This window comes from Gilliamella sp. A7 (genome assembly GCF_002142015.1).
Lineage (GTDB): Bacteria > Pseudomonadota > Gammaproteobacteria > Enterobacterales > Orbaceae > Gilliamella > Gilliamella apis_A.
In genome coordinates, this window is the sequence record NZ_NASN01000003.1 from 80,199 (window position 1) to 105,778 (window position 25,580).

Sequence of the window (25,580 nt, forward strand, 5' to 3'; positions counted from 1 at the left end):
GATCATTTTAAATGATAAATATTCTAGCTTCATCATCAATATATCCTCGTCATTTTACTGTTATTCATCTAACCACACTGTACTAAATATAAACATAAAATTAAAGTAATAGCTTGATTAATCGAATAAGTAGTTGAAATAAACAATACGAATGATATTGAATATATCATTAAAAGATATTATAAATTGATATATAACAGTTTTTTAGCGTGGATCTTCCTGTATTTTGTTGTTAGCATGATTTTTATGTCTATTTTTATGTGATGTTATTTTGTAATTAATATGATGAATTTATCGATTAAAAAACATTTATTTGTCTGGGGTGCCATTATCATTCCCTCGTTTGTTGCGTTAGCTGAACCACCACCAACGCAACAACTAAGTGACCAACAACTTATCCGCCAACAAGAACGTGATAGAGCCCTTCAAGATACACTAACGCCTTCGGCACCTGATATCCATTTATTACCGCCTACTCATGAAACAAGTGATATCCATTTCCCAACTGAATCATTTTGTTTCAATATTAATCAAGTGCAATTATTAGAACGAGATAAATTACCTTGGTTTATTCCTATCAATAAACTGGCTCGTCAAGCTGAGCACCGTTGTTTAGGTGTAGATGGTATCAATTTATTGATGACTAAAATACAAGACCGCTTAATTAGCTATGGATATATCACCACTCGAGTAGTAGCTCCAGAGCAAGATTTAACGTCAGGCACATTAAAACTATTATTAGTGGAAGGAAAAGTACGAAAACTCTACTACAGTGATGATAGTGATAAATATGCTCAATTGTATAGCGCAATGCCAGTAAGAGAAAATCAACCTCTTAACTTACGTGATATCGAACAAGGTCTGGAGAACCTACAGCGGTTACCAACAGTTTCCAGCCAAATGAAACTGGTACCGGGTGATAAACCCGGGGAAAGTGATGTGGTCATCACGCGAGAGCAAAGCAAAATATGGCGATTAGGGTTATCGGTTGATGATTCGGGGACAAAATCGACTGGCCGAGACCAAGCTGGTGCGACTTTATATTTAGACAATCTATTATCCTTAAGCGATGCGTTTTATGTCTCCGGTGGTCACGATATTAATGGTAAAGGAAAATATGGCTCACGTAACTTCCTTTTATCTTATTCTATCCCTTATGGCTATTGGTTACTGAGCGCATCATTATCCGGCAATAAATACCATCAAACGATAGCCGGTCAAAATGAGAATTTTGAGTATAGTGGTCGTAGCCGCAATGCTAATGTACAAATCAGCCGAGTAATTCATCGTAATGAATCACAAAAAACAACCTTAAGTTATGGCATTACTCTTCGTGAATCCCATAACTATATTAATGACACTGAAATGGAGCTCCAACAACGCAAAACTACGCATTGGCAATTAGGGTTACAGCATCGACATTATATTGACGATATGACTTTAGATGTGGGTGTTAGCTATCAAAAAGGGGTTCGCTGGTTTAACGCAAGAAAAGCACCAGAAGAAGACAATCCTGAAGATACCAGCAGTGCATTGTCAAATATTTTTCTGGTTAATTTTTCCGCCAATGTGCCATTTAAAGTGAAAGAGCAGTCGTTTCGCTATCGTTTAGACTATCAAGGCCAATATACCCGTGGTGATGATTTGACTTCACCAGACCAATTTTCAATTGGTGGCCGTTGGTCTGTACGTGGTTTTGATGGGGAATTAACATTAAAAGCAGACCGTGGCTGGTACTTGCGTAATGAACTTTCCTGGCAAGGGCCATTTAATCATGAGCCATATTTAGGTATCGATACGGGTGAAGTGTCGGGCAATAAAAGTGAGTACCTACTAGGTCGACACTTAACCGGTGGCGTAGTTGGTATTCGTGGAAATAATTATGGTTTTTATTATGATTTCTTTGCCGGTAAACCAATCCGCAAACCAAAAGGTTTTAAAACCAACCCATTAACATTGGGTTTTAATGTTAATTGGAACTATTAAAATAATTATTTAGTCATACGAAGCAATAAATACATACAAAGGCAAGTTCTAATGTTTTACCGTAGTTAATCTAAAACAAGAATAAGCAGTATTAAGTAAGGAATAGATGATGAATAAGAAGTTATATCGAGTTATTTTTAATAAAAAGCGTGGTCTACAAATGGTGGTAGCGGAAATCGCTAAAACATCAGTTGGTAAAGAAAAAACTGCTATGGATGAAAAGTTACCACTGCTCAAATCATTTTTTTATACACTTAAACCGATAACCTTATTCGTATCTATTTCATTGGGTTTTGTCACCCTCAGTTCACCCGTTTATGGTGCCAGTGATATAGTTGCCGATAAACAAGCCGCGAAACATCAACAACCACAAGTGATTAATACCGCTAACGGTATTACACAGGTCAATATTCAAACACCAAACAAAAAAGGGGTTTCCCATAATAAATATCGACAATTTGATGTTGCACAGCAAGGGGCAATATTAAACAACAGCAGTAAAATCAGTCAGACACAAATTGCTGGTCATGTACAAGGTAATGAATTTTTAAAAAGCAGCGGACCAGCTAAAATCATTTTAAATGAGGTCAACTCTCGTAATCCAAGTCAACTCAATGGTGTTCTTGAAGTCGCTGGTCAAAAGGCACAAGTTATCATTGCCAATCCATCAGGCATTACCTGTAATGGTTGTGGCTTTATCAATGCCAGTCGTTCAACACTTACGACTGGTAAACCTATTCTACAAAATGGCGAGTTAACGGGTTATCGGGTTGAGCAAGGCAAGATTACTGTCACCGGGAAAGGACTAAATAGTTCAGAGCAAAGTTATACCGATTTAATTTCCCATACTGTATCCGTCAACTCGGCTATTTGGGCAAATGAGCTTAATGTGGTAACGGGGAAAAATAAGGTTAGTCAAGACAGCCAAAGCGTTGAGCCTTTAGACGATACTAATCCAAGTGAAAGACCAGAGGTATCTATTGATGTCTCGCAATTTGGCGGGATGTATGCCGGCTCAATACGCATGGTGGGCACCGAAAAAGGGGTCGGTGTGCATAATGCAGGTGAATTAGGTGCCAGCATCAACAATATTAGCATTAGTGCCGATGGTAAAATTACTAACCGCGGTGCGATACAGGCTAATAAAAATGTAATATTAAATAGCCAACACACCGTTGATAATCACAAACAGTTGTACGCCAAAAAAGATATTCAGGTCAGTGCTAAAAATTCTGTCAAAAATACAGGGAGTTTTGTTGCACAGAAAAATATCGCAATGTCTGCCAAAAGGATTGAAAACAGTCAAACCGGGACACTTGCTGCGGGTGTTGATAGCCATGGAAAATTGAGTCAAGATGGTTCATTAGACATCAACACTACCACTGCCCATTTAACAGGGAAAAGCTTGGCTGGCGCGTCAATTAACGTACAAGCAAGTGGTGATGTTAATTTAGATAACAGTCAACAAATCGCTAATGCCATTAATATCTCAGGCAAAGAACTGAGTGCTAAGCAAAGCATAATAAAAGCCGACCAAAATATAAAATTAATCGCACAAGATAACCTTTCTGCAACAGATAGCCACATTTTTTCTAACGAAAATATTGCCATAAAAGCGGGAAAAACGATTGATGGTGATGATATTTCCTTGATGGCTAAAGGGAATATTCATGCACAAGGGCAACAAATTAGCTTGCAAAAAGCACAAACATTATCAGAAAAAGACAGCACCTTTATTGCCAACAAGACGATTAACAATCGTGAGGCAAAAATCAGTAGTAAAGGTAATGTATCCCTTGATGCTGATGATATTAATAATTCTGGGGCGACATTTATCTCAGAGCAAACTATTTCGTTGTCTGCAAATGAAATCGATAATCAGCAAGCGATAGTTCAAAGTTTGGGGGCGACTCAGATTAATGCAAAGACAATTGATAACCGCCAAGCAAAATTTAATGTTGACCAATTAGATATTAAAGCGCAACAGTTACTGAATCAAAAAGCCAACATGCTGATTCAAAAAGCTGCGATGTTTGCAATTGGGAATATGGAGAATCAAGACGCTAAAATTTTAGCCTATGATTTAGCTATTGATGCGGATAAATTGAGTGGTGATGGTCAATTATTAGCCGAAAATGATATTCGATTAACACTCGTTGATTCATTTCATAACCAAAGTGACATCATTGCCAATAATAATATATATATTCAAACGCAGCAGGATATTTTAAATGACCAGCTTATCTTGTCGGGCAAAAAACTGGATATAATGAGTCAACAATTAACTAACAGTGAAAAGGGTGAAATAAGTAGCGATTTACTGAATTTAACACACGATACATTGACCAATTATGGTTTAATCGACGGTACGGTGACTGACATCAACGTCACCACATTAAATAATTTAAATACCGGTAAAATTTATAGTGATGATTTACAAATTGATGTACAGACACTCAATAACCAAGCCAATAATGAGCATGCGCCGGTCATTGCTGCTCGTCATGATTTTAAGCTCAATACAAAAATCTTAAACAATTATAGCCACGCTTTGCTCTTAAGTTTAGGAAAATTTAAAATTAATGCTGATGTTATTAACAACCATTCTGCACGTATTGAATCGTCAGATGATATGACGATTTATGCAAATAAAATTAATAATATTAATGATAATTTTAAAACAGAATTAGTCAAAATTAGCCAACAACATAAATTAGAGTTTGCTTTTTATAATAGTAATAAACGATACAGTGGTAATAATTATAAAATTAGGAAAGGACATGATAAGAAGAAATACCCGACATTGATTGCCTATAATGAAGATGGCACAAGTCGTTCACATTATAAATATATTGAATACAATTACACCCAAAAACATTACCAAACCCAAATCATTGAAACAGAGCCGGCTGAAATTATATCAGGTAAAGATTTACTGATTGATGCGAATCATGTTATCAATAGCAACAGTAAAATCGTTGCCGGAGAAGCATTACAATTATCGGTAGGATTATTAGATAATATATCCACTAAAGGGATAGATCGTGTTACTGATGAAGGCTATCAAGTTCGTCATGATAGAAAGTGGCATGGTGGAGCCAAAAGAAAGTATTCCTCGAAGACGCGAACAACGAATTATAACAATATAGTTGAAACCAGTTTAGACTTAGATGCGGGTAAAATTGCTGAACATCAGTTTGTTTCAAGCACTACAGTCAATACACCTGAGAAAAGTCAAACAGGGGTAATAGTTGACAGCAGTGACCGTCAAATAGCACAAGTTAATGCAATCAGCACCATTGAGCCAAATTTAACCCTACCAGATAACAGTTTATATACGGTCAATAAAGACCCTGAAAGCCTTTATTTAATCGAAACCGACCGCCGTTTTACCAATCGTAAAAAATGGTTAAGTTCTGATTATATGACCAATCGAATTAAAACCGATCCTGATGTTATCCAAAAACGGTTAGGCGATGGTTATTACGAACAACAGTTGCTACAACAGCAAATTATAGCTTTGACAGGTCAACGTTATCTTGCTGGTTATCAAAGCGATATTGAGCAATATAAGGCACTGATGGATGCCGGCATTATGTTTGCGAACCAATATCAATTTAAAATTGGGGTCGCACTCACCCCAGAGCAGATGGCCCAACTTACTAATGATATGGTTTGGTTAGTGAGTCAAACGGTGATTGTTGATGGTCAACCACAACAAGTGTTAGTCCCGAAAGTCTATATTGTTAATCGTCCTGAACTTTCAACTGATGGAGCATTATTAGCTGGACGTAACGTTAAAATTGAGAGTGATAGTGACATTTATTCGAATGGTAATCTTATTGCTCAGCACCAACTCAGTGTATCAGGCCACAATATAGAACAAGAAGGGATATGGAAAGCCGGCAGTATCGCCGTTAATGCGGCAGAGAGTATTCGAAGTCGTGGCGCTTTTGTGGCTGATGAAAATATTTACTTATCAGCAATCAATGATATTTTATTGACGACAACAACCAATACAACCGAAGTTAACTATGGACCGGGTAATTTCAATCGTAATACTGTGATTGATAAAGTCGCGTCGTTACAAAGTAAAGGAGGCGATATTGTTGTTCAAGCTGGGCATGATGTGAACATGACTGGTGCAATGATTATCAATGGTGGTGAATCAAGTAAAACTCAAATCAAGGCTGGCCATGATATTGAGTTAAATAAAGTCAATACTCAGACTGCATCACATGCCAACTTTGGTAAAAACGATTATCGAGATATTGATGAAAGTCGCGTGCTGGGTACACAAATTCAGTCAAATGGCCATATTTCATTACAAGCCGGCCACAACATTGATACGCATGCTGCATCCGTATCAGCGGACAAATCATTAATTTTACAAGCAGGTCATGACATTAATCTGATGGCAGCTGAAGAGCGTACGGCATTAACGGATCATAATACTAAAGAAAACAATCGATTACTGAATAAGAAAAGCACAACACGTCATCTTGAAATTGATAATACTACCCAGTTAGGCAGTGAACTTTATGGTGATAGTATATTGATAAAAGCAGGTCATGATTTAGATGTATCGGGTAGCATGGTAATAGGCACCCAAGATGTCTACCTCAATGCAGGTAATAATGTAAATATTGAAGCAGCAGAAGAAACTTATTACCGTTATGAAGAACAAAAAACAAAAAAATCTGGACTATCAACCAGCTCAAAAGGAATAAGTGTTGGTTCGCAATCAACCAAGGCAACCTCAACCTCGAATGAAGTTAATCAATCACAAGCAGGCAGTTTAGTTGGTACCTCCGGTGGTAATGTGATTATCTCGGCCAATAAACAAGTAACCATTAGTGGCAGTGATATCATTGCCGGTCGAGCACAAGGTGATGATAAACGCGCCACCGGTCATATAGACATCAGTGGTGAAGATATTTCGATTATCCCTGGTCATGATATTGTTGATAGAAAACAGACTTTCAAATCAAAATCTTCGGGGGTGGGTATTTCGTTTAGTAATCCAATAACTGAGAGTGTGCAAAATATTCATGATATTTTCAAATCCTCAGGTAATAAGGTTGAAAAAGCGAAACAATTTACGAGTGAACTGACCGCATTAACCATGGATATAGGTAACCCAGCCTCATCCCCAATTTCATACCATAAATCGTCAACGAAAAGTGAATCAAGTTTACACGGTGAATATAGTAATGGTAGCACATTAACTGCAGCGGGCAATATACAACTTCATACCACTAAAAGTCAGGAAAGGGATGCACAAGGACAATTAACGCATGGCGATGTCGTCATTAGCGGCAGTGACTTAACCGCAGGTGAAGCCATCATTATTGATGCTAATCGTCATGTTGCTATTGAAACCTCGGTAGATAAACAATTGGAGCACAGTAAAACAACGAGTAAAAATTGGAGTGCAACGACAGCCGGACCAACGGCGGGCTCATCAGTACGATTTATCAATGGTAGCCCAAATCATGGTGCAAGCATCTTACCATTTGGTAGTGAAAGCTCAGGGAATCGAAGTAATAGTGATGTAGTGGGTCAAAATGCCTCCACACTAACGGCGAATAATATTTCCGTCAATAGCCATGAAGGCAACATTGACATTAAAGGTAGCCTATTAAATACTCAAGATGATATCAACTTACGTGCGGAAAAAGGCAATATTGATATTGGTGCTAGTACAAATCAATCACATAGTGAAAGTAAAGGTTACAATAAAGTCGTAGGTGAATTAAATGGCGATGGCTACAGTGGTACAGTTGGTTACCAACATTCACGATATAAAGAATTAGAAGATAAAGCAACACAAAGCAATATCCGTAGTGGACTAAACAGTGCTAAAGGCAATATCAATGTTATTGCAGGTGATGACGTCAACCTAGCGGGTGTCGATATTACCGCTGGTAAATCAGTAAACTTAACGGGTAAAAATGTCATTATGGAAACCAGTGAGGACAATATTTACCAAAAAGTAGAGACTCAAAATAAACAATATGGAGTAACAGTCTCGGCCTCTGGTTATGCGGTCACCGCAGCACAGTCAATTGAAAAAGCAGCAAAAGCGATTGAAAATAAGGAAGATAAACGTTTAGCCGCTATTTATATGGCACAAGCCGGTGTAAATGCCGCACAAGCTAATTTAACGGCGGCTGATTCCTCGGCAGAAATAAACCAACCAACCGTAAATGCGGAGAGTAATGCTAATGATGGTGATGGTGGTTCTGCCTCTTTAATTAAAGTCAATGTAAGTGTAACGGCAGATAACTCAAAACAAAAAACAGAGTATAACAGTCATACTCAAGCCGGTACGGTTATTCATGCTGGTCAAAATGTGAATATTAATGCAAAAGAAAATATTGAAGGCAAAGGCGTTGAAATTATAGGTAAAGATGTCAATCTCAATGCGGGTAATGATATCAAATTTGACTCAGCAAACAGCACTGAAAAATTGAAAAGCACGGATTCTGGCAGTCACTATGGTGTTGGTGTCGGCTTTGGATTAGTGGGGGGGCAAAATGGCTTTTCACTTGAGCTAGCCGCCAGTCAATCCAAAGGTAAAGAAAATAGTTTCAGTGATATCAATCACAACAGCAAGATTACAGCTAGTAATACACTTAACATCCAAAGTGGCCGTGATGTTATTTTAACGGGAGCGGAGCTGTCTGGTGAGCAAGTCATTGCCGATATAGGTCGTCACTTAACCATCAGTAGTGAACAAGATAAAGAAAAATATGATGCTAAACACACCAGTGTTGGTGCGAGTGCCAGCATCTGTGTACCACCATTTTGCTATGGTGCAAGTAGTGCGAGTGCTAATTTTGCTCAAGACCGGATGAAGAGTAATTATGAATCGGTTAACGAGCAATCGGGCATATTTGCTGGCAGTGGAGGTTATGATATTACTGTGGGTGAACATACCCAACTAAATGGTGCGGTGATAGCCTCTGAAGCTGACCAGTCAAAAAATCGCTTAGATACCGGCACTATTGGCTTTAATGATATTAAAAACAAAGCCGAATATGAGGTCAGCAGCGCCTCGGGCTCGGTTGGGGTAAGTAAAGGACCGGGTAGTGGTGGTTTTTCACCGACCAGTGGCCAACCAACCGTTTATGCTCACAACGATGAAGCCTCGAATATTACGCATGCGGCAATCAGCGACGGTGAGTTAATCATTCGTGACCAAGATAAGCAAACACAAGATATTAATGAACTTAGTCGTGATACCGAAAATGCCCATAGTAAGCTCAAACCTATCTTTAATAAAGAGGATGAACAGACCAAACAAAACATTGTCACTAGCTTACAAGAGTTAGCGTCACAGGTTAAAGAGCTCGAGCGCACCATTCATAAAGATGCCGGTAAAGACTCAAAAGATGGTAAAATGGGCAATGACTTTAGTAAAGGCGTTGACTCAGCCGTATCGATTATTACCGGCATTATCACCGGTGATGTTGCTGGGGGCCTTGCTGGCGCCAGTGCACCATGGTTAGCTGAGCAGATAAAACTGCATACAGGCGATAATGAAGCTGCAAGGTTAATTGCGCATTCTATACTTGGCGCGGTAGTGGCTGAACTGCAAGGTAACTCAGCATTATCTGGTGGAGCCGGTGCAGTGGCCGGTGAAGTTGCGGCAGATATCATCCGCAAACAACTGTATGGCAAAGACGTCAAAGATTTAACCGAAGAAGAAAAACAAACCATCAGTGCACTATCTCAACTAGCCTCCGGCCTTGCAGTAGCTGCCGGAGGTGGTAATATTGGCGATGCTAGTGCAGCAATTAGTAGCAGTAAAAATGCGGTTGAGAATAACTTTTTAACAGATAAGCGTCCTCAAGAGTATGCTCAAAGATTAAAAGCTTGTGATTATGATCCAAAATGTGAACAATCTATAAGACGGGAAATGGCCGTTGAATCGGCTGCAAATATTAGCAAATTAAAATCTTGTTGGGAAGCAGGGGATCAAGTTTGTGTAGCTGAGATGCGTTATAAGATATCTTTAATAGATACTTACTATAGAGAGTTATATATACAAGATAGTTTAGTAGGAAATGCATATAAAAACTCAGCATTATGGTATTCAGATATCATTGATAATTGCTCTAATTGTGGTTGGTTAGAAGCACATTTAGCAAAAGTAGCTGCTGACGGTATTACAGCTGCTATCTATAGTTCTTTAGGAAGTAGAGTTTTACCTAGACAAAATGATAAAAATATTCCGAAAACAACTGATATAGTTGCACAAGGTGAAACCAAAGTAGTAGGAAGTAATGCCATTCCAGCAAATAAAACAGTGAAACCGACATCGGGAGCTTCCGCTACAAATAAGGTTAAAGATAATGTTGAGACAAATGTTGATGCAAGTGTAAAAGCTCGAGAATCGTCTAACTTTAGGGAGCATGTAGTAAATGAGAAAGGCTTGGGGAATGCTGGAAAGGGAACGGCGGGACCTACACAGATTGCAAGGGAAGGGATTGGAGTGCCAGTAACTCAATCTAAAAATCCACTTAGTCCAGTACAACAATATGATGCTTATGGAAATGAAATTGTTTATAGAACTATGTCACCAGAACAGTTTAAGCAATTTGAGCGAACAGGTATAATGCCAGCAACGACTGAAACTTCTGTTTCACCAGTATTAAAATATTCATCAAAGTATAACGGCATTACGGTTAAAATAGTAGTTAAACCAGGGACGTTTTCTCAGCTTGAAAAAATTGGGATTTCAGCAAACAAACCAGCAAGTACACAATTCCCTAATATGTCTACTCAAACAGGAAAATGGATGAATACGAATACTCGATTCAAAGTGGAAGGAGGGCAAATGACAACCCAACTTGGGCAAGGTAAAGGCATAGAGATTTTTAATAAAAATATTGTCCATTTTGAAAAAGTAAAATAAAAGGTAAGAAATATGTTATTAAAGTTAGAAAATTCAAAAGTTCCTATGCAATTAGTTTATCTTTTATCTGAAGAGTTAAAAGATAATCCTGAGCAAATTGTAATGACACAGTCACTCACGCTCGATAAGTCGAGACCAAATATGGGTTTAAAAGGTACAAATGGCCTTTTTGGTTCTAAAGAATGGTGGAATAGTATTAAACAAGGAAAAATGCCTTTACTGCACGTGTCGGGAGTAATAACTAGAACCTATGTGGCAGGTCAAGATCCTTCTTCTGTAGATAATGCTTTTAGTTTACTATTAGATGATGGTTCCGAAGTTGAAGAAAGCATTTATAACTATATTAATTACAAGGATAAAAAGCTTTTTCAAAAAGGGGCTAAAGTTGAAATTATTTACGCATATGATGAACTGAAACGGCGAAATCATAATGGCGAAAAAGCTTACTTAGATATAGTATTAGAAATGGCTGTTTCATTAGAGCCCGTTGAATAAGTATCAATCCCCACCTAATTTGTGTGAGGATCTTTTATTGTTTTTTAAAACTTGCTTGTTAGTTTAATAATAAGTTTATTTTGCTTAACTTTAATGATAACTGTACAACCAACATAAAAGCCTATCTGTTCCAACCATCTACCCTTAATGGCCAGTTGTGGTCTGGGGTTGCGATTTGCGCCTTGTGGCACATAACCGACGGTATAAAATCACTCAGTGGGTTGTAGTGCAGGTGCTTTTCCTGTGGTTGATTTTAGCTTAGAATGTGCCTTAGCCATAGTTAACTCCTCGATAGTTAGTTGTGGTTAGCAGTGTTAAGGTGTTCGAGCACCTTAATGCTGCGCTATTGTTTACTGCATTAGCTTTTACTTCTTCTTTAGCCGCCCTGTTTTAACCAATCAACTGCTTAGCCTGATGCTTTAAAATCATGGCGTCTAAAATCTCTTTATTCTCAAGCAAGCAGTGGAGTCACAAAACCAACAGATACTGGTAAAACTACGGATATAAAAAGTAAGGGCAAACAAAAAGATGATACAATTTGGGCGGAAACAAAAGAAAGAACTTCCGTTGAAAATGCCTATGAACATTGGAATAAACATAAAAGCGATTTCCCTGAATATCAAAATGCAAAACAATATGTTGATGCAACTCATAATTTTGTTAGAAGTCCGCCAGAAGGAACTCTAATAAAAGTTAGAAAAAATGGAGATACTTTATATTACAATCCAAAAACAAATATATTTGCTATAAAAAATGCAGATGGTACACCGAGAACAATGTATAAGCCGGAAAAAGGTATGGAATATTGGGATAAACAAAAATGATAGATATAAACGATAAGTATTTTTGTCCTTGTTGTGGAAATGAAACTATTAGTTCACCTGGAGAGTATGAAATCTGTAATATATGCGGCTGGGAAGATGATCCAGTTCAATTTGAAGATCCTGATTTTTCTGGTGGAGCTAATAAGATGAGTCTAAATGAAGCACGGATAGCATATATAAATGGAGATAAAATATACTAAAAAGCAGATCCCAGCCCCAAAAACTGGGATTTTTTACATCTTGTATTTACTTCTTAAGTTCACCAGCGCTCCATGGCTGGCTGAGCAGATAAAGATACAAGCCGGTGATAACGAAACCGCAAGGTTAATTGCGCATTCCATACTCGGCGCAGTGGTTGCGGAACTACAAGGTAACTCAGGACTTGCCGGTAGAGCTGGTGCTGTGGTCGGAGAAATAGCAGCAGATATCATCCGCAAACAACTGTATGGCAAAGAAGTCAAAGATTTAACCGAAGAAGAAAAAGAAACCATCAGCGCATTATCGCAGTTAGCATCCGGCCTTGCCGTTGCTGTCGGCGGTGGTAATTTTGGCGATGCTAGCACAGCAATTAGTAGCAGTAAAAATGCAGTTGAGAATAATGAAGAGAATCTTGTTTTTGATTTCTTTTTCACAGAATCAAAAATGATAGCTCAATACAATTGCTATACAGATGATGTTTGTAATAATTTAGATGACAATGCACGTGAACACGCTATACTTGAGCAGTCTGCTGAAATTCAGAAAGAAATTATAGAACCCTATAAAGAGGCCGGTGAACTTTTAGCTAATATAGAAAATACACTCCTTGATTTTACTCCAATAATAGGTGATGCAAAAGCATTTACTGAAGCTGAAGATATTATTGATTATACTATTGCATCAGTTAGATTAATACCTGGTTTAGGTGATGTAGTTGGTAAGCTCTTAAAAAGAAGCGAAAGCGGCTTTAAAAGTAGGCGATACAAAAAAAGCCATTGAGTTGGCTCAAGAAGCTCAGGATAAAGTAAAAGCTCTTGATGTCGGCCCTTTTAGGGAACTTAAAGCAAAGGCAAAAGTTGGTGATGGACTAGAGCATGATCATATTCCATCATTTGCTGCATTAAAAAAGGCTGAAGAAACCAGACTTGGACGACCTTTAACTCCAACAGAAACGAAAAAACTATATGCAGAAGCAACAGCGGTTGAAGTTCCTAGAGATGTTCATCAAGCAGGACCAACATATGGAGGTAAAAACACTGCAGAACAAATCATGAAAGATGCAGAAAACCTTTATGAAGCAGTTAAAAGAGATACAGACGCATTACGAAAAAATATGATTGAAAAAGGGTATGATCCGAAATTAATAGAAGATGCCATAAATAAGATAAAAACACGTAACAAAGAAAAGGGGATCTATTGATCATGATTAAATGGCAGCAATTAGTTAATGTATTAGGTAAATCTGAAAATTCTTCAGAGTTTTATACGCTAAAAGATGAAATTGGTGAAAATCCTGAAATATCAGAAGATCTTATTGAATATAATGATCCTGATCGAACTAAATATTATGAGTTTTTTCAAACAGGTATGCTTATCGGTTTTCGAAAAAAATATCTGAATCATATTCAATTCTTTTGTAAGGAAAAGGATAATTATTCTATATATCATGGAAAATTATTGAATGGGATCGATTTTCAATATACTGAAAAAATGGTCATTGAGTTATTAGGGAAACCATTAAAAGTGGGTGGAAATGAACAAAGTCCTTTTTTGGGATATGTGAATCGTTGGATATTATATCATATGACACATTATTCATTACATTTTGAGTTTAATAAAAATGGGACTCTTTGTTTGATAACATTGGCTGTATTAATAAGATAAAGACACGTAACAAAGAAAAGGGGATTTATTCATTATGTTAGAATGGAAAGAGTTTATTGAAGCTTTAAGTACATCCGAAACACCCGATAAATTTGTTGTTTTGATGAATTCTATAGGAGAAAAACTAGTGATATCAGAAGATTCTAAAGAATATAGCGGCCATGAAAAATTCAAATATTATAAATTCTTACGCTAGGGAATTGGACTTATATTAATCAACAATAATTTAAAACGAATACATTTGTATTTAACTAATAATCAACCTAATTATTCTCCTTATATTAGTGAATTACCTTCAGGAATAGATTTATCTTATGATAAAAATAAAATAATTAGCTTACTAGGGAACCCAATTAAATAAAGAAACCATCAGTGCACTATCGCAGTTAGCAGCAGGTCTTGCGATAGCTGCCGACGGTGGTAATATTGGTGATGCTAGTGCAGCTATTAGTAGTAGTAAAAATGCGGTTGAGAATAATTACGTTGGTGTTGGTTTAGCTATTGTTAAAGCCGCAGAAGCGGGAATGGCTGCTTGTTCCGTTAATCCAGTATTATGCGCAAATCAAGTAGCAATTTGGGTGATGGAAACTATTGGCGAAGAAGCAATGCCTGCTGCAGGGTTAGGAATGAGTGCGGCTGAATTAGCTAAGTCATTATCTAAAGCGCAATTAAAAGAACTATCAGCGTTAATGGCAATGGAAAAAAGTGGAGAACTTACGCCTGGACTAGCTAAAAAACTAAAAGAGTTTCTTAATAAAACACCTGAAACAAATATTATCACCAAAGGAACAAGTGTTGTAGCACAAGGAGAAACCAAAATAGTTGAAAGTAGTACGATTGCAGCAAATACAACAGTGAAATTGACTGAAAATGTAAAACTCCCAAATGGTGAAGTGATTCCAAAAGGAAGTCTAGTTACCGTAAATGACAATACAATGAAGGTGACTTATCCCGATGGGACAAGTAAAATATCCAATTATGATAAGGCAAAGAAACCAACATCGGAATTACCGGATATAAATGCCGGAAAGGAGAGTGTAGCAACAAATAATATTAATCAGTCATTAAAACTAGGTGAAACAAGGGTTGTTAATGGAGTCAGTATAACGAGAGTTGGTCGTTGGATGTTCCCAGAGGAACTCGCTCAAATGCAAAGTACAGGAAAAGTTATTCAAGGTGGCGGTGGATAAACATTTATATCAATTAATGGAGTAAATGATTTTAAAGGTGCTGCACCAAAAGGTTTTGTATATGTAGAATTCGATGTACCAAGTAATAGCTTAATTCAAGGTGGTAAAGATGGTTGGTATAAAATGTTAGGAAGTGATGCAAAACCGTCTCAAAAATACCAACTGAATAAGCAAGGAGGTTCATTAACACTGAATGTCAATAATATCAATATTCTTGATAAAAAATAAAGGAATAATATGATGGATATGCGCTATTTTAAAGATAATATTGCCCCTCAATTAAGTAATTATAAATTAACTTACAGCTCATATCCGAAAGGAGACTTTGGTAGTTTAGAAAGAGTTGTAATTGAAGGAAATGGAAAAATTGCAGGTATTGATATCTGGTCAAAAGGCTGGTTAGATATTGACATTTATGATCTACTTGTTGATAAGCAAGTAATGAATGTACTTTTAGAACCAATCGAAATTCAAAAACAAGAAGATTCAATTAAGCAATTTTTGGATATATTATTAAATGAAAAATAAAATAGAAATTATTCATGGAGATATTACTAAAATTCCTGTTGATACAATTGTAAATGCCGCAAATAGTTCTTTATTAGGAGGAAGTGGTGTTGATGGTGCAATTCATCGTGCTGGAGGAAAAAAATTCTAGATGAATGTCAAAAAATACGAGCTAAGCAAGGAAGTTGTAAAGTGGGGGAAGCTGTAATTACTACTGCTGGTAATCTACCCGCTAAATATGTCATTCATACCGTAGGTCCTCGTTGGAATGACGGTAGTCATAATGAGGTTGAATTATTAAAAAATTGTTACATAAATTGTTTTAAACTTGCTTATGAAAATGGTGTAACAACCATTTCATTTCCTAATATAAGTACTGGTATTTATAGATTATCCGAAAGATAAAGCAGCAGAAATTGCCTTACACACGATTAAAGATAATCTATTCAACTACCCTTGTATAGAGAAAGTAAATATTGTTTGTTATGAGGTTGAAAACTATGACATATACCGTTCTATTTTGATGGGTTGATTAGCAAATTTATATAGATTAATTAAAATACTTCCTATTGTATTTTAAACATACAAAAATATAACCATGATATTATTAATTATACTTACATTAATTTTAAACTTCCTGTCTTTGATTTCTAGTGATGCAAAATCTGATAATTATTTTTCGATTAAAATGCAAATTAGTAATATCATTAATATTTATAAAGTTAATGTGTTATTAATCTAGAGTAATGTTTTTTATACCATAGATGGTTTTATATTAAACAGAAGCAATAGCATCAATAGTACAGTACATGACATCAATTCTTTTTCAATTCATCAATTGCAAATAAACCTTTCGCACTCTATCAATCTAGGTAGGTTTTAGCCTTTTTTCAGTGACACTAATATAAATAGAGCATTAAAAGGAAGTAAATTATCAACGGCCAATGAAAGTAAAACTAGTAATATAACGGGAAAATTAGATAAAGATTATTTTGAATCAGTATATGGAAAAGAAAACGTTTAACAAGGTGGTGGAAATTATAAAGAAACAAAGGATAATATAAATAATAATCAGCCAGCAAATCAACAGGCTAATAAAAACAGTAATTTTGATGAACATGTAATAAATGAGAATGCTGTAAATAGTGCATCAAATAGATTTCCATCAAATCCAAATGATTTAACCAATGCTTTAAGTGTTAGCCCTAAAGTGACAACAACACAGCATGGTACAACTCGAATGGTCTGGGAGCCTAATAGTAGTACAAGGATCCGCTATGAAAGTCATCCATGTGATGAAGGGATCTTTAATCCTCGACATCATGGAGAGCATTACCATATAGAGGTAAAACCTGATAATTTAACTTGGAATCAAGCTAAAAGACAAAATGCAATTCAGAAAATAAAACCTCAAGATTATAAGCCAGGACATGGGGCAGGATTTTTACCAAATGAGAGACATCAAGGAAAATAGTTATGCAGCTTAATGAATTACAAATATCAGATGGAAAAATATTAAGGTTCACTTCTGATCTACAAGGTTTAAATGTAGTATTTCAGGATTGGAAAGAACAAAAGTGGTCATTGTTGTTTTATGAGGTACTTGCTATCCAATCATTTAGTGTTGAGGGTGAGGAATTATCGCATTTAACGATTTCTAAAGATGATGCGTTTAAAACCATGACTCTAGACTATTTTTCAGATGAAGATCCTAAAAATTTTAATTGTTACAGTTTTAGTGGTGTTTGGAATAATAATGTAATATTCAAAATTGTTGCTAAAGATCATTATGTAATAGAAGCAATTAATGAATAGATATGGCTTAAAAATTTAGGATCCTAACCTAAAAACTAGGATCCTTTTATTATTTTCTAGATCTGTATAGCAAGCCTGATAATCATTTGGTCTTGTTCAACTTTAACCAATACAACCTGACCTGCATAAAAGCCTTATCGGCTAAAAGTAGAGGATTCTAAAAGTATTATTTATTATTACGAAAAAAGTAACATATTTAAAAATAAAGATTATAGAATCACTTCGATAAAGGTGGTAAGCCTATAAGTGATTGGATTTTAGATAAATAATACTAAAAAGGAGAGTTAATATGTCTAGCTTTGTTTGTGGTTATATAGAACCAATATTAAATGAGAATAAATTAAGTAACTTATCTGACTATATAAAAAATAGTCAATTGGGAATAGAAAAAATCTCTAAAGATTGGTTAATTAATTATCCTGACTATTTAATTCCCAATGATAATATATTTACTTTTTTAATCGGCGATGTTCCCGGTTATCCTAATTCTACTTATTTAACCAGTTATGATGAATATGCACCAAATATAGATATTGGTTTTCCTCCGGATCCTAAGGAACGCTTAGATATACTCATTAATACATTGATTGACATGATTAAAATTACCCATGCATCAAAAATGGTAGTTTCTATAAATGAATGCGATCAAATAGAAACCATAAAAAAAATAAAGTTCGCTGAAATGCGAGACGTTATTCATGCTGATTTTGCAAAATATCAAGCCCCACCAGATACACTTTATGAAATCATCTGTGAATAAAATTATAATTAAGTTTTTCAGAACTTGATAATTTAGCTTGTTATAAAATATAAAGCAGTTTTATCAACTTGAATTGAAAAACTTAAAATGTTCATATGGAAAGATGCGCTATCAAATTGACATCTTTCTATTTATCTTTACAAATACACTTCAATAAACCAAATCAAAATAATCATTATCTAAAAAACACCATCGATCAATTAGCATATTTGCTGGTAAAGGTAAATACGATATCACGGTTGGTAATAATACTGACTTAACTGGTGCCATACTAGGTGAAGTTGCGGCAGATATCATCCGCAAACAACTGTATGGCAAAGACGTCAAAGATTTAACCGAAGAGGAAAAAGAAACCATCAGTGCATTATCGCAGTTAGCGGCTGGTCTTGCCATAGCCGCTGGCGGTGGTAATATTGGCGATGCTAGCACAGCAATTAGTAGTAGTAAAAATGCGGTTGAGAATAACTCGGTGGGACCATGGCATGGTTGTGATATTATCGGTTTATCACCAGGAACAGGAGCGAATTATGATTCAATAGTTCATGCTTCAGCAGCAGGTTATTTAACTCTCGAGGAAGCTTTACAGATCATAGATGATATGAACTCGGGTAAATACATGTATGATCCTTTAAGAGAGGATTTGAAACGATTTCCAGAAGATCTTACTATCATGGTAACGCCATATGGCGATTATATTGCCTTTAGGGATGCTGATAGTTGGGGGGACTATGCAATAGCAACTGCCGGAGTGTTACCTTTTGTAAAATATATCAAGGTAGCAGGAAAAGTTGTTAAGGTTGAGACTAGAGCAGCACAAACTTTAGTAAAAGAGGCTGAGACAGCATACAAGGCAGGTAATGTAGCAGAAGGCAATCGATTAATGAATCAGGTTGCTAGTCAATCTACACAAGTTGAAACAACCGTAATTAGACAAGCCCATAGTTCAAATGCTGGAAAGGGGAATAGAGCTGCTACTCAATCTAATAACAAGTATTCTGGTGGGCTAGTTAAAGTAAATAAACCTGATGCAGCAGATGCACTTGCTCAAAGGATAGGTGGTGAGTCTAGAGTTAGGTTTGCAAATGATGGTAGGGAATTTGATTGCATCAGTGATATGTACATTGCTCAAACCAAGCCAGCTTTACAGCAATTAAATAAGAGTGTTAGAGACCAAATGAAAGCTACTTTTGAAGCTGCAAAAGATACAAATAGATCAGTATATTATCACTTTGAGGGGCAACCGTCTCAATCCGTAATTAATAAACTTAATGAATATAGTAACCGTTACGGAGTAAAAGTTGTTATCGATACTAAACCTCTTAACCCAAAATAATAAGGTAATTAAATGGTTGAATATTACGGTTGGATATCTATAAGTGATTCAACATATGAAAGTGATGATGGCGAAATGAGTTTAATATTAAATAAATTATCTTCATACATCACGGAATATAAAATACAAAATGCATCTGGATTTATCAATGTTCATGAGGTAAATGGTTCTTACCAAGTAATGGTTAGTGGAAATACTAACCATTTATCTCAGGATGTAATAGAGATTTTTAACCTCTATGAATATATAGCAAGGATAGCTATTGGTTCATATGGATTGTTATATATTCGAAATGATGAATCACTAGATGCTTGCAATGAATTTGAAGTTTTGGTTTTAGCAAGAGGTAAAATTAGAAAAGAAAAAGATACGTTCTTATCGCCTTGTATACCAGTGATTGAGGATGATGAGGAATAGAATTAATCCTCCTTACTTAACCTATGGGGGATTTTATTTTACCTCTTAGCTCAGCCCTTCAATTACTGATAATCAACAATCATTGTTGGATATCAATGATTACCGGCTAACAGTTAGTAAAGCCAAAGGTTTCCAGCGAGCGACTTTTAATTGTCAGTTGCGTTTTAAGGTTGAGTTGCCCGCCGTTGAGGCTATAACCCCACATTTATGGCCACAACGATGAAGCATCGAATATTACGCACGCGGCAATCAGTGACGGTGAGTTAATCATTCGTGACCAAGATAAGCAAACACAAGATATTAATGAACTTAGTCATGATACCGAAAATGCCCATAGCAAACTCAAACCAATCTTTAATAAAGAAGATAAGCAGACCAGATTAAACATTGTCACGAGCTTAAAAGAGTTAGGAGAGCAGGTAAAAGAGCTCGAACGGACTATTCATAAAGATGCCGATAAAGACTCAAAAGATGGCAAAATGGGCAATGACTTTAGTAAAGGCGTTGACTAAGCCGTATCGATTATTACCGGCGATATGACCGGCGGCCTAGCTGGCGCCAGTGCACCATGGTTAGCGGAGCAGATAAAACTGCACACCGGGCACCCAGACAAGGATGGTGAATGGGTCACAGATAACCTTGCTGGTAACTTAATCTCTCATGCAATACTTGGTGCGGTAGTGGCTGAACTGCAAGGTCATTCGGGGTTAGCCGGTGGTGCTGGAGCGGTAGCCGGTGAACTAGCAAGTAAAGCGATTATTGGTATACTTTACGGTGATAAAAAAATAAGTGAGTTGAGCGAAGATGAAAAGCAAACCGTTAGTGCTTTATCTCAATTAGCGACGGGTCTTGCTGCTGCCGCTACAGGAGGTAATTTTGGTGATGCTAGCGCGGCTATTAGTAGCAGTAAAAATGCGGTTGAGAATAACTTGTTGAATAAAGATCCATATTGGACAGAACAAGAGAAAAAAGAAGCTTCAGAAAGGATAAAACAAGGATTTATCAATAATCATTGTGGTGGAGTTGATGATGCAGCTTGTACTCAGAAAAGACAAGAACTAGTTATTGAGAATTTGAAAACGATAGGTGGTTTAATTGTTGATTTTACGCCAGTGGTTGGGGATGTTAAAGCTTATGCAGAAGCTGAAGATAGTATTGATTATGCCATTGCAACAGTTGGATTAATACCTGGTTTAGGTGATGCTGTTGGTAAGGTATTAAAAGAAGCAAAAGCCGCATTAAAATTAGGCGATACAAAAAAAGCCAGTGAGTTGGTTCAAGAAGCTCAGAATAAAGTAAAAGCTCTTGATGTTGGTGCTCAACGAGAGTTAAAAGCTAAAGAACAAGTTGGTGATATGTTGGAGCATGATCATATTCCATCATTCGCTGCATTAAAAAAGCTGAAGAAAAAAAATTAGGACGTGAGTTAACAGTAAAAGAAGAGCGAGCATTATACAAAGAGTCTACTGCTGTTGAAGTTCCTAAAGATGTGCATCAAGCGGGACCAACATATGGTGGTAAAAATACAGCAGAACAGATCGAAAAAGATGCAGCCGATCTATGTGGTGCTATTTGTCGGGATACCGATGCGTTGCGTAAAATATGATAGAAAGAGGATATGATCCAAAACAAGTTGAAGATGCAATAAATAAAATTATAGAGAGAAATCGTCAAATGGGAGTAATTAAATAAAATGGTCAAGTGGCAAAAACTTATCAATGCCTTAGGGAAACCTGAAAATTCAGAAGAATTCTTTATTTTGAAAGAATCTATTGGCGAAAAACCAAAATTATCTGAAACGCCCATTGAATACAATGACCCAAATAGCACTAAGTATTATGAGTTTTTTAAAAATGGAATATTAATTAATTTCCGACATAATAAGCTGACACAAATTCACTTATATTTAATAAATGACGATGATTATTTGCAATATCATGATGAATTACCTTCAGGAATAAATCCATCATATGATAAAAATAGAATAACTAACTTATTAGGGCTCCCGGTTAACGACGGGGGAGGTTATCCTGATAAGTTATTAGGCTATATCAATAAGTGGATTGCATATTATATAGATGATAGTTATTCATTACGATTTGAATTTAATCAAAAAGATAGGCTTTCAGCTGTAACATTGACAACACTACCTATCTAATTAAATCATTTTAAATATTGCGACAAATGTCGCAATATTTACCTAATCATTTATCAACAATGCGATCTCCTTCGCAAGTTGTACAATTAACTTACCTTTTTTAGTGCTAATGGTGATGAATTGTCCTGTGGTGAATCTAAGTTTATTTATCCAGTTGCATTTTATGGTGAATTGTGGAGAGGAGAAATCATAAAACATGAAGTATGTTTTATTAATTTGAGCTAAAAAATTTTAAAATATCTATATAGAAAGATTCTCTATCAAATGTTCACCTTTTCCATCATAAAATTCAAATATCAATAAGACGGTATAGACTCCTCAATTATTTTTACAAATAAACCTCAATAAAGTAAATCAGAATTAGCCGAAAGAGATAAACTCTAGGTCTAGGTCCGTTGTAGTTAAAGCCAAAGTAGTAGGAAGTAATGCCATTTTAACAAATACAACAGTGAAACTGACTGAAAATGTAAAACTCCCAAATGGTGAAGTGATTCAAAAAGGAAGTATAGTTACAGTAAATGATAATACAATGAAGGTGACTTGTCCGGATGGAACAAGTAAAATATCCAATCATGATAAGGCAATGACACCAACATCGGGATCTTCCGCAACCTTCAATTATTAATCCAGCAACGAATAAACCTGTTACAGACCATATATTGTACCATCTGGTAAAGCACCTCAAATTTCAACACCAAATTCCATTTATGAGGTATCAAGGGCAGATGGCTCTAGAAGTATTACTTATTATGATAGTCAAGGAAGAACATTTTCAAGAGAAGATTATGGGCAAGTTCATCCTCACAAACAAATGGGAATAGGCTCAAATGGACGTGTTGTACCTCATGAACACAAAATTACATATAATGATAAAGGATTTGTAACTGGTAGATACTATAGGCAGCTTGACTCAAATGGGAAAGCTGTTGGTCAATGGATTAAGGAGTAATAGATGAATAATTATATTATTGGTTATCTGGCAAAAATTCAATGTACTAACTATAAAATGGTCTTGAATGAAATAGCAAAAAAATACGATATTGGCTTAAAAGAAATATTAATAGAACAATTATTTCAATTTACAGAAAAATATTTGCCAAATAAAAATCAAACTAATTTTATATTTTCAATGAGCGATGATCCTGAGAGAGAGGAAGCTGATTATTTAATGGATTATTTAGACTATGCACCTGAAATGCAAAGCAAATTTCCATCATCAGGAAAAGAGCGATTGCTTATTTTAATTAGTATATTAAAGGATATGGTCATTCAATCAAAGTGTTCTAAACTTGTAATATCACTAACTGATTCTGGTTATATTTATTCTTATAAAAGCATAAAATTTGTTCAATTATCTGAAGTCTTGCTTGATGATTTTGAGAAAAATCAGGGGGCTCCTGATACACTTTACGAAATCATCTGTGAATAAAATTATAATTAAGTTTTTATGAACTTGATAATTTAGCTTGTTATAAAAAATAAAGCAGTTTTATCAACTTAAATTGAAAAATTTAAAATGTTCATATGGAAAGATGCGCTATCAAATTGGCATCTTTCTATTTATCTTTACAAATACACTTCAATAAAACAGCTCAAAATAATCATTATCTAAAAAACACCATCGATCAATTAGCATATTTGCTGGTAAAGGTAAATACGATATCACGGTTGGTAATAATACTGACTTAACTGGTGCCATACTAGGTGCAGTTGCGTCAGATATCATCCGCAAACAACTGTATGGCAAAGAAGTCAAAGATTTAACCGAAGCTGAAAAAGAAACCATCAGTGCATTATCGCAGTTAGCTACTGGTCTTGCCACTGCCACTGCCGCTGGCGGTGGTAATATTGGCGATGCTAGTGCAGCTATTCGTAGTAGTAAAAATGCGGTTGAGAATAACTTTTTAACAGATAAGCGTCCTCAAGAGTATGCTCATAGATTAAAAGCTTGTGATTATGATCCAAAATGTGAACAATCTATAAGACGGGAAATGGCCGTTGAATCGGCTGCAAATATTAGCAAATTAAAATCTTGTTGGGAAGCAGGGGATCAAGTTTGTGTAGCTGAGATGCGTTATAAGATATCTTTAATAGATACTTACTATAGAGAGTTATATATACAAGATAGTTTAGTAGGAAATGCATATAAAAACTCAGCATTATGGTATTCAGATATCATTGATAATTGCTCTAATTGTGGTTGGTTAGAAGCACATTTAGCAAAAGTAGCTGCTGACGGTATTACAGCTGCTATCTATAGTTCTTTAGGAAGTAGAGTTTTACCTAGACAAAATGATAAAAATATTCCGAAAACAACTGATATAGTTGCACAAGGTGAAACCAAAGTAGTAGGAAGTAATGCCATTCCAGCAAATAAAACAGTGAAACCGACATCGGGAGCTTCCGCTACAAATAAGGTTAAAGATAATGTCGAGGCCAATGTTGATGCAAGTGTAAAAGCTCGAGAATCGTCTAACTTTAGGGAGCATGTTAATAAAGAACGAGAGATAAACGCTCTTGACGTAGGCTCAGCAAATAAAGCTAGTAATACTGCTGGAAAAGGCACGACGAGTACAGAAAGTAACGTAGGAGAGTATCTCGAAAACTTTAAACCATCACCAACACCGACCTAGTTAGTTCAACAACAAGCTGGTAAAGATACTCAGGTAACAATCAATACCGATCACATCTTAAATGGTGAGATTAAGACTTATAGAGACGGCACGAAGGTTGGAACAGGAGGACATTATTTAAAAGATCCAAATATTAAAGTAGATAAGTGGACAGGTGAAGCAGATGCAAATGGTGTCACGAAAGGATATATATCGGTCAGAGATCCTGCTACAGGTAAGTGGTATGAAAAGCAGGGTGAAACAACATTCTTCCCTAAGTATTGGTCTAAACGTCAAATTGAAAAGGAAATAAAAAGTGCTTTTGAAAATTCAAAACCACATCCTAAATATAATGACAGGTGGACCGGAATATCTTCAAGTGGAATAAAAATGGAAGGTTTCTATAAAAAAACTGGTGGTACAGGCTGAAGTGACCCCCAATAGTTGGACAACCTATTACTGGGGGTCTTTTTATGTCAAAATATAGTCGAGATTTAAAAATTATCATAGCTAATGAATTCTTATCAGGAGAATCATCGGAAATTCTTTCAAAAAAATATGCGATATCTGCTCGTCAGATTCGATATTGGTCCCAAGTGGTTGCGATTCATGGAGGTAACGCCTTTCAACCAACACCTCATTTACGTCATACCGAAGCAAGATTACAAGCACTAAAATTAATGTGGACAAATAATTG

22 protein-coding genes and 4 pseudogenes are annotated in these 25,580 nt (G+C 35.9%); 23 read left to right on the forward strand and 3 right to left on the reverse strand.

Translation table 11 applies throughout. The features are described 5' to 3' along the window. Window positions 1–282 precede the first annotated feature (282 nt). The 3 genes from B6D18_RS01835 (at window position 283) to B6D18_RS01845 (ending at window position 11,404) form a co-directional block, all read left to right on the forward strand. On the forward strand, window positions 283–1,986 hold the full coding sequence (locus B6D18_RS01835) for a ShlB/FhaC/HecB family hemolysin secretion/activation protein (protein ID WP_086362878.1): 1,704 nt from the start codon (window positions 283–285) through the stop codon (window positions 1,984–1,986). 109 nt (window positions 1,987–2,095) lie between these two features. Further along, window positions 2,096–10,909 (forward strand): hemagglutinin repeat-containing protein, encoded by an 8,814-nt coding sequence (locus tag B6D18_RS01840; RefSeq protein WP_158092503.1) that lies wholly within the window; start codon window positions 2,096–2,098, stop codon window positions 10,907–10,909. 12 nt (window positions 10,910–10,921) lie between these two features. Beyond that, window positions 10,922–11,404, forward strand: a complete 483-nt coding sequence (locus tag B6D18_RS01845; RefSeq protein ID WP_086362880.1) for a hypothetical protein — start codon at window positions 10,922–10,924, stop codon at window positions 11,402–11,404. A 44-nt stretch (window positions 11,405–11,448) separates the two neighbouring features. Here B6D18_RS01845 and B6D18_RS12945 read toward each other — a convergent pair. Next, window positions 11,449–11,601: pseudogene (locus tag B6D18_RS12945) on the reverse strand (SymE family type I addiction module toxin); the annotation flags it as partial. 623 nt (window positions 11,602–12,224) lie between these two features. On the opposite strand from B6D18_RS12945, the gene B6D18_RS01860 reads away from it, so the two are divergent. The 12 genes and pseudogenes from B6D18_RS01860 to B6D18_RS01905 all read left to right on the forward strand — a co-directional run bounded on the left by B6D18_RS01860 (window position 12,225) and on the right by B6D18_RS01905 (window position 18,363). Next, on the forward strand, window positions 12,225–12,428 hold the full coding sequence (locus tag B6D18_RS01860) for a CPCC family cysteine-rich protein (protein ID WP_086321170.1): 204 nt from the start codon (window positions 12,225–12,227) through the stop codon (window positions 12,426–12,428). Then, a complete protein-coding gene (locus B6D18_RS01865) occupies window positions 12,409–13,206 on the forward strand; it encodes a VENN motif pre-toxin domain-containing protein (RefSeq protein ID WP_086362882.1) in 798 nt (265 codons plus the stop codon). Before B6D18_RS01860 ends, B6D18_RS01865 begins: the two co-directional genes overlap by 20 nt. Window position 13,207: 1 nt before the next feature. Then, window positions 13,208–13,627, forward strand: coding sequence for a hypothetical protein (locus B6D18_RS01870; RefSeq protein WP_086362883.1), 420 nt, complete (start codon window positions 13,208–13,210; stop codon window positions 13,625–13,627). A 2-nt stretch (window positions 13,628–13,629) separates the two neighbouring features. Then, window positions 13,630–14,091, forward strand: coding sequence for a hypothetical protein (locus B6D18_RS01875; protein ID WP_086362884.1), 462 nt, complete (start codon window positions 13,630–13,632; stop codon window positions 14,089–14,091). A 34-nt stretch (window positions 14,092–14,125) separates the two neighbouring features. Beyond that, window positions 14,126–14,287 carry a hypothetical protein gene (locus B6D18_RS12565; protein ID WP_158092504.1) on the forward strand — a complete coding sequence of 54 codons (162 nt, stop codon included), beginning with the start codon at window positions 14,126–14,128 and terminating at the stop codon, window positions 14,285–14,287. A 172-nt stretch (window positions 14,288–14,459) separates the two neighbouring features. Further along, window positions 14,460–14,561: pseudogene (locus tag B6D18_RS12950) on the forward strand (VENN motif pre-toxin domain-containing protein); the annotation flags it as partial. 54 nt (window positions 14,562–14,615) lie between these two features. Next, window positions 14,616–15,281, forward strand: a complete 666-nt coding sequence (locus B6D18_RS01880; RefSeq protein ID WP_254048605.1) for a hypothetical protein — start codon at window positions 14,616–14,618, stop codon at window positions 15,279–15,281. A 237-nt stretch (window positions 15,282–15,518) separates the two neighbouring features. Then, a complete protein-coding gene (locus tag B6D18_RS01885; protein WP_086362885.1) occupies window positions 15,519–15,809 on the forward strand; it encodes a hypothetical protein in 291 nt (96 codons plus the stop codon). Next, window positions 15,799–16,320 (forward strand): annotated as a pseudogene (locus B6D18_RS12735) (O-acetyl-ADP-ribose deacetylase). The gene B6D18_RS01885 and the pseudogene B6D18_RS12735 overlap by 11 nt, the downstream one beginning before the upstream one ends. Window positions 16,321–16,998: 678 nt before the next feature. Next, window positions 16,999–17,262: a hypothetical protein gene (locus tag B6D18_RS01895; protein ID WP_144063937.1), complete on the forward strand. Its 264-nt coding sequence runs from the start codon at window positions 16,999–17,001 to the stop codon at window positions 17,260–17,262. Window positions 17,263–17,264: 2 nt separating this feature from the next. Then, window positions 17,265–17,603 (forward strand): hypothetical protein, encoded by a 339-nt coding sequence (locus B6D18_RS01900; protein ID WP_086360162.1) that lies wholly within the window; start codon window positions 17,265–17,267, stop codon window positions 17,601–17,603. 289 nt (window positions 17,604–17,892) lie between these two features. After that, window positions 17,893–18,363 (forward strand): hypothetical protein, encoded by a 471-nt coding sequence (locus tag B6D18_RS01905; protein ID WP_086362887.1) that lies wholly within the window; start codon window positions 17,893–17,895, stop codon window positions 18,361–18,363. Between the two features lie 150 nt (window positions 18,364–18,513). Here B6D18_RS01905 and B6D18_RS12815 read toward each other — a convergent pair whose 3' ends face one another. Further along, complete coding sequence (locus tag B6D18_RS12815) at window positions 18,514–18,792, reverse strand: hypothetical protein (protein WP_254048606.1); 279 nt, start codon at window positions 18,790–18,792, stop codon at window positions 18,514–18,516. Between B6D18_RS12815 and B6D18_RS01915 the strand changes: the two genes are divergently transcribed. The 5 genes from B6D18_RS01915 to B6D18_RS01935 all read left to right on the forward strand — a co-directional run bounded on the left by B6D18_RS01915 (window position 18,719) and on the right by B6D18_RS01935 (window position 23,700). Beyond that, window positions 18,719–19,696, forward strand: a complete 978-nt coding sequence (locus tag B6D18_RS01915) for a restriction endonuclease fold toxin (protein ID WP_371328854.1) — start codon at window positions 18,719–18,721, stop codon at window positions 19,694–19,696. The two genes, B6D18_RS12815 and B6D18_RS01915, sit on opposite strands and share 74 nt — an antisense overlap. Window positions 19,697–19,708: 12 nt before the next feature. Further along, a complete protein-coding gene (locus tag B6D18_RS01920; RefSeq protein ID WP_086362888.1) occupies window positions 19,709–20,113 on the forward strand; it encodes an Imm7 family immunity protein in 405 nt (134 codons plus the stop codon). A gap of 536 nt (window positions 20,114–20,649) precedes the next feature. Next, on the forward strand, window positions 20,650–21,531 hold the full coding sequence (locus B6D18_RS01925) for a VENN motif pre-toxin domain-containing protein (protein WP_086362889.1): 882 nt from the start codon (window positions 20,650–20,652) through the stop codon (window positions 21,529–21,531). A gap of 275 nt (window positions 21,532–21,806) precedes the next feature. Then, the gene (locus B6D18_RS01930) at window positions 21,807–22,271 is read left to right on the forward strand and encodes a hypothetical protein (protein ID WP_086362890.1); all 465 of its coding nucleotides are present in this window, start codon (window positions 21,807–21,809) and stop codon (window positions 22,269–22,271) included. Between the two features lie 952 nt (window positions 22,272–23,223). Then, window positions 23,224–23,700, forward strand: a complete 477-nt coding sequence (locus tag B6D18_RS01935; protein WP_086362891.1) for a hypothetical protein — start codon at window positions 23,224–23,226, stop codon at window positions 23,698–23,700. A gap of 150 nt (window positions 23,701–23,850) precedes the next feature. On the opposite strand, the gene B6D18_RS12820 is transcribed toward B6D18_RS01935, so the two are convergent. Further along, the gene (locus B6D18_RS12820; RefSeq protein WP_254048607.1) at window positions 23,851–24,093 is read right to left on the reverse strand and encodes a hypothetical protein; all 243 of its coding nucleotides are present in this window, start codon (window positions 24,091–24,093) and stop codon (window positions 23,851–23,853) included. Between B6D18_RS12820 and B6D18_RS12825 the strand changes: the two genes are divergently transcribed. From B6D18_RS12825 to B6D18_RS01950, 3 genes and pseudogenes are all read left to right on the forward strand, one after another. Continuing rightward, on the forward strand, window positions 24,056–24,904 hold the full coding sequence (locus B6D18_RS12825) for a VENN motif pre-toxin domain-containing protein (protein ID WP_371328855.1): 849 nt from the start codon (window positions 24,056–24,058) through the stop codon (window positions 24,902–24,904). The two genes, B6D18_RS12820 and B6D18_RS12825, sit on opposite strands and share 38 nt — an antisense overlap. 54 nt (window positions 24,905–24,958) lie before the next feature. Continuing rightward, entirely contained in the window at window positions 24,959–25,312 is a 354-nt protein-coding gene (locus B6D18_RS12955; RefSeq protein ID WP_371328856.1) for an EndoU domain-containing protein, read from the forward strand. 44 nt (window positions 25,313–25,356) lie between these two features. Then, a pseudogene (locus B6D18_RS01950) lies at window positions 25,357–25,580 on the forward strand (helix-turn-helix domain-containing protein); the annotation flags it as partial.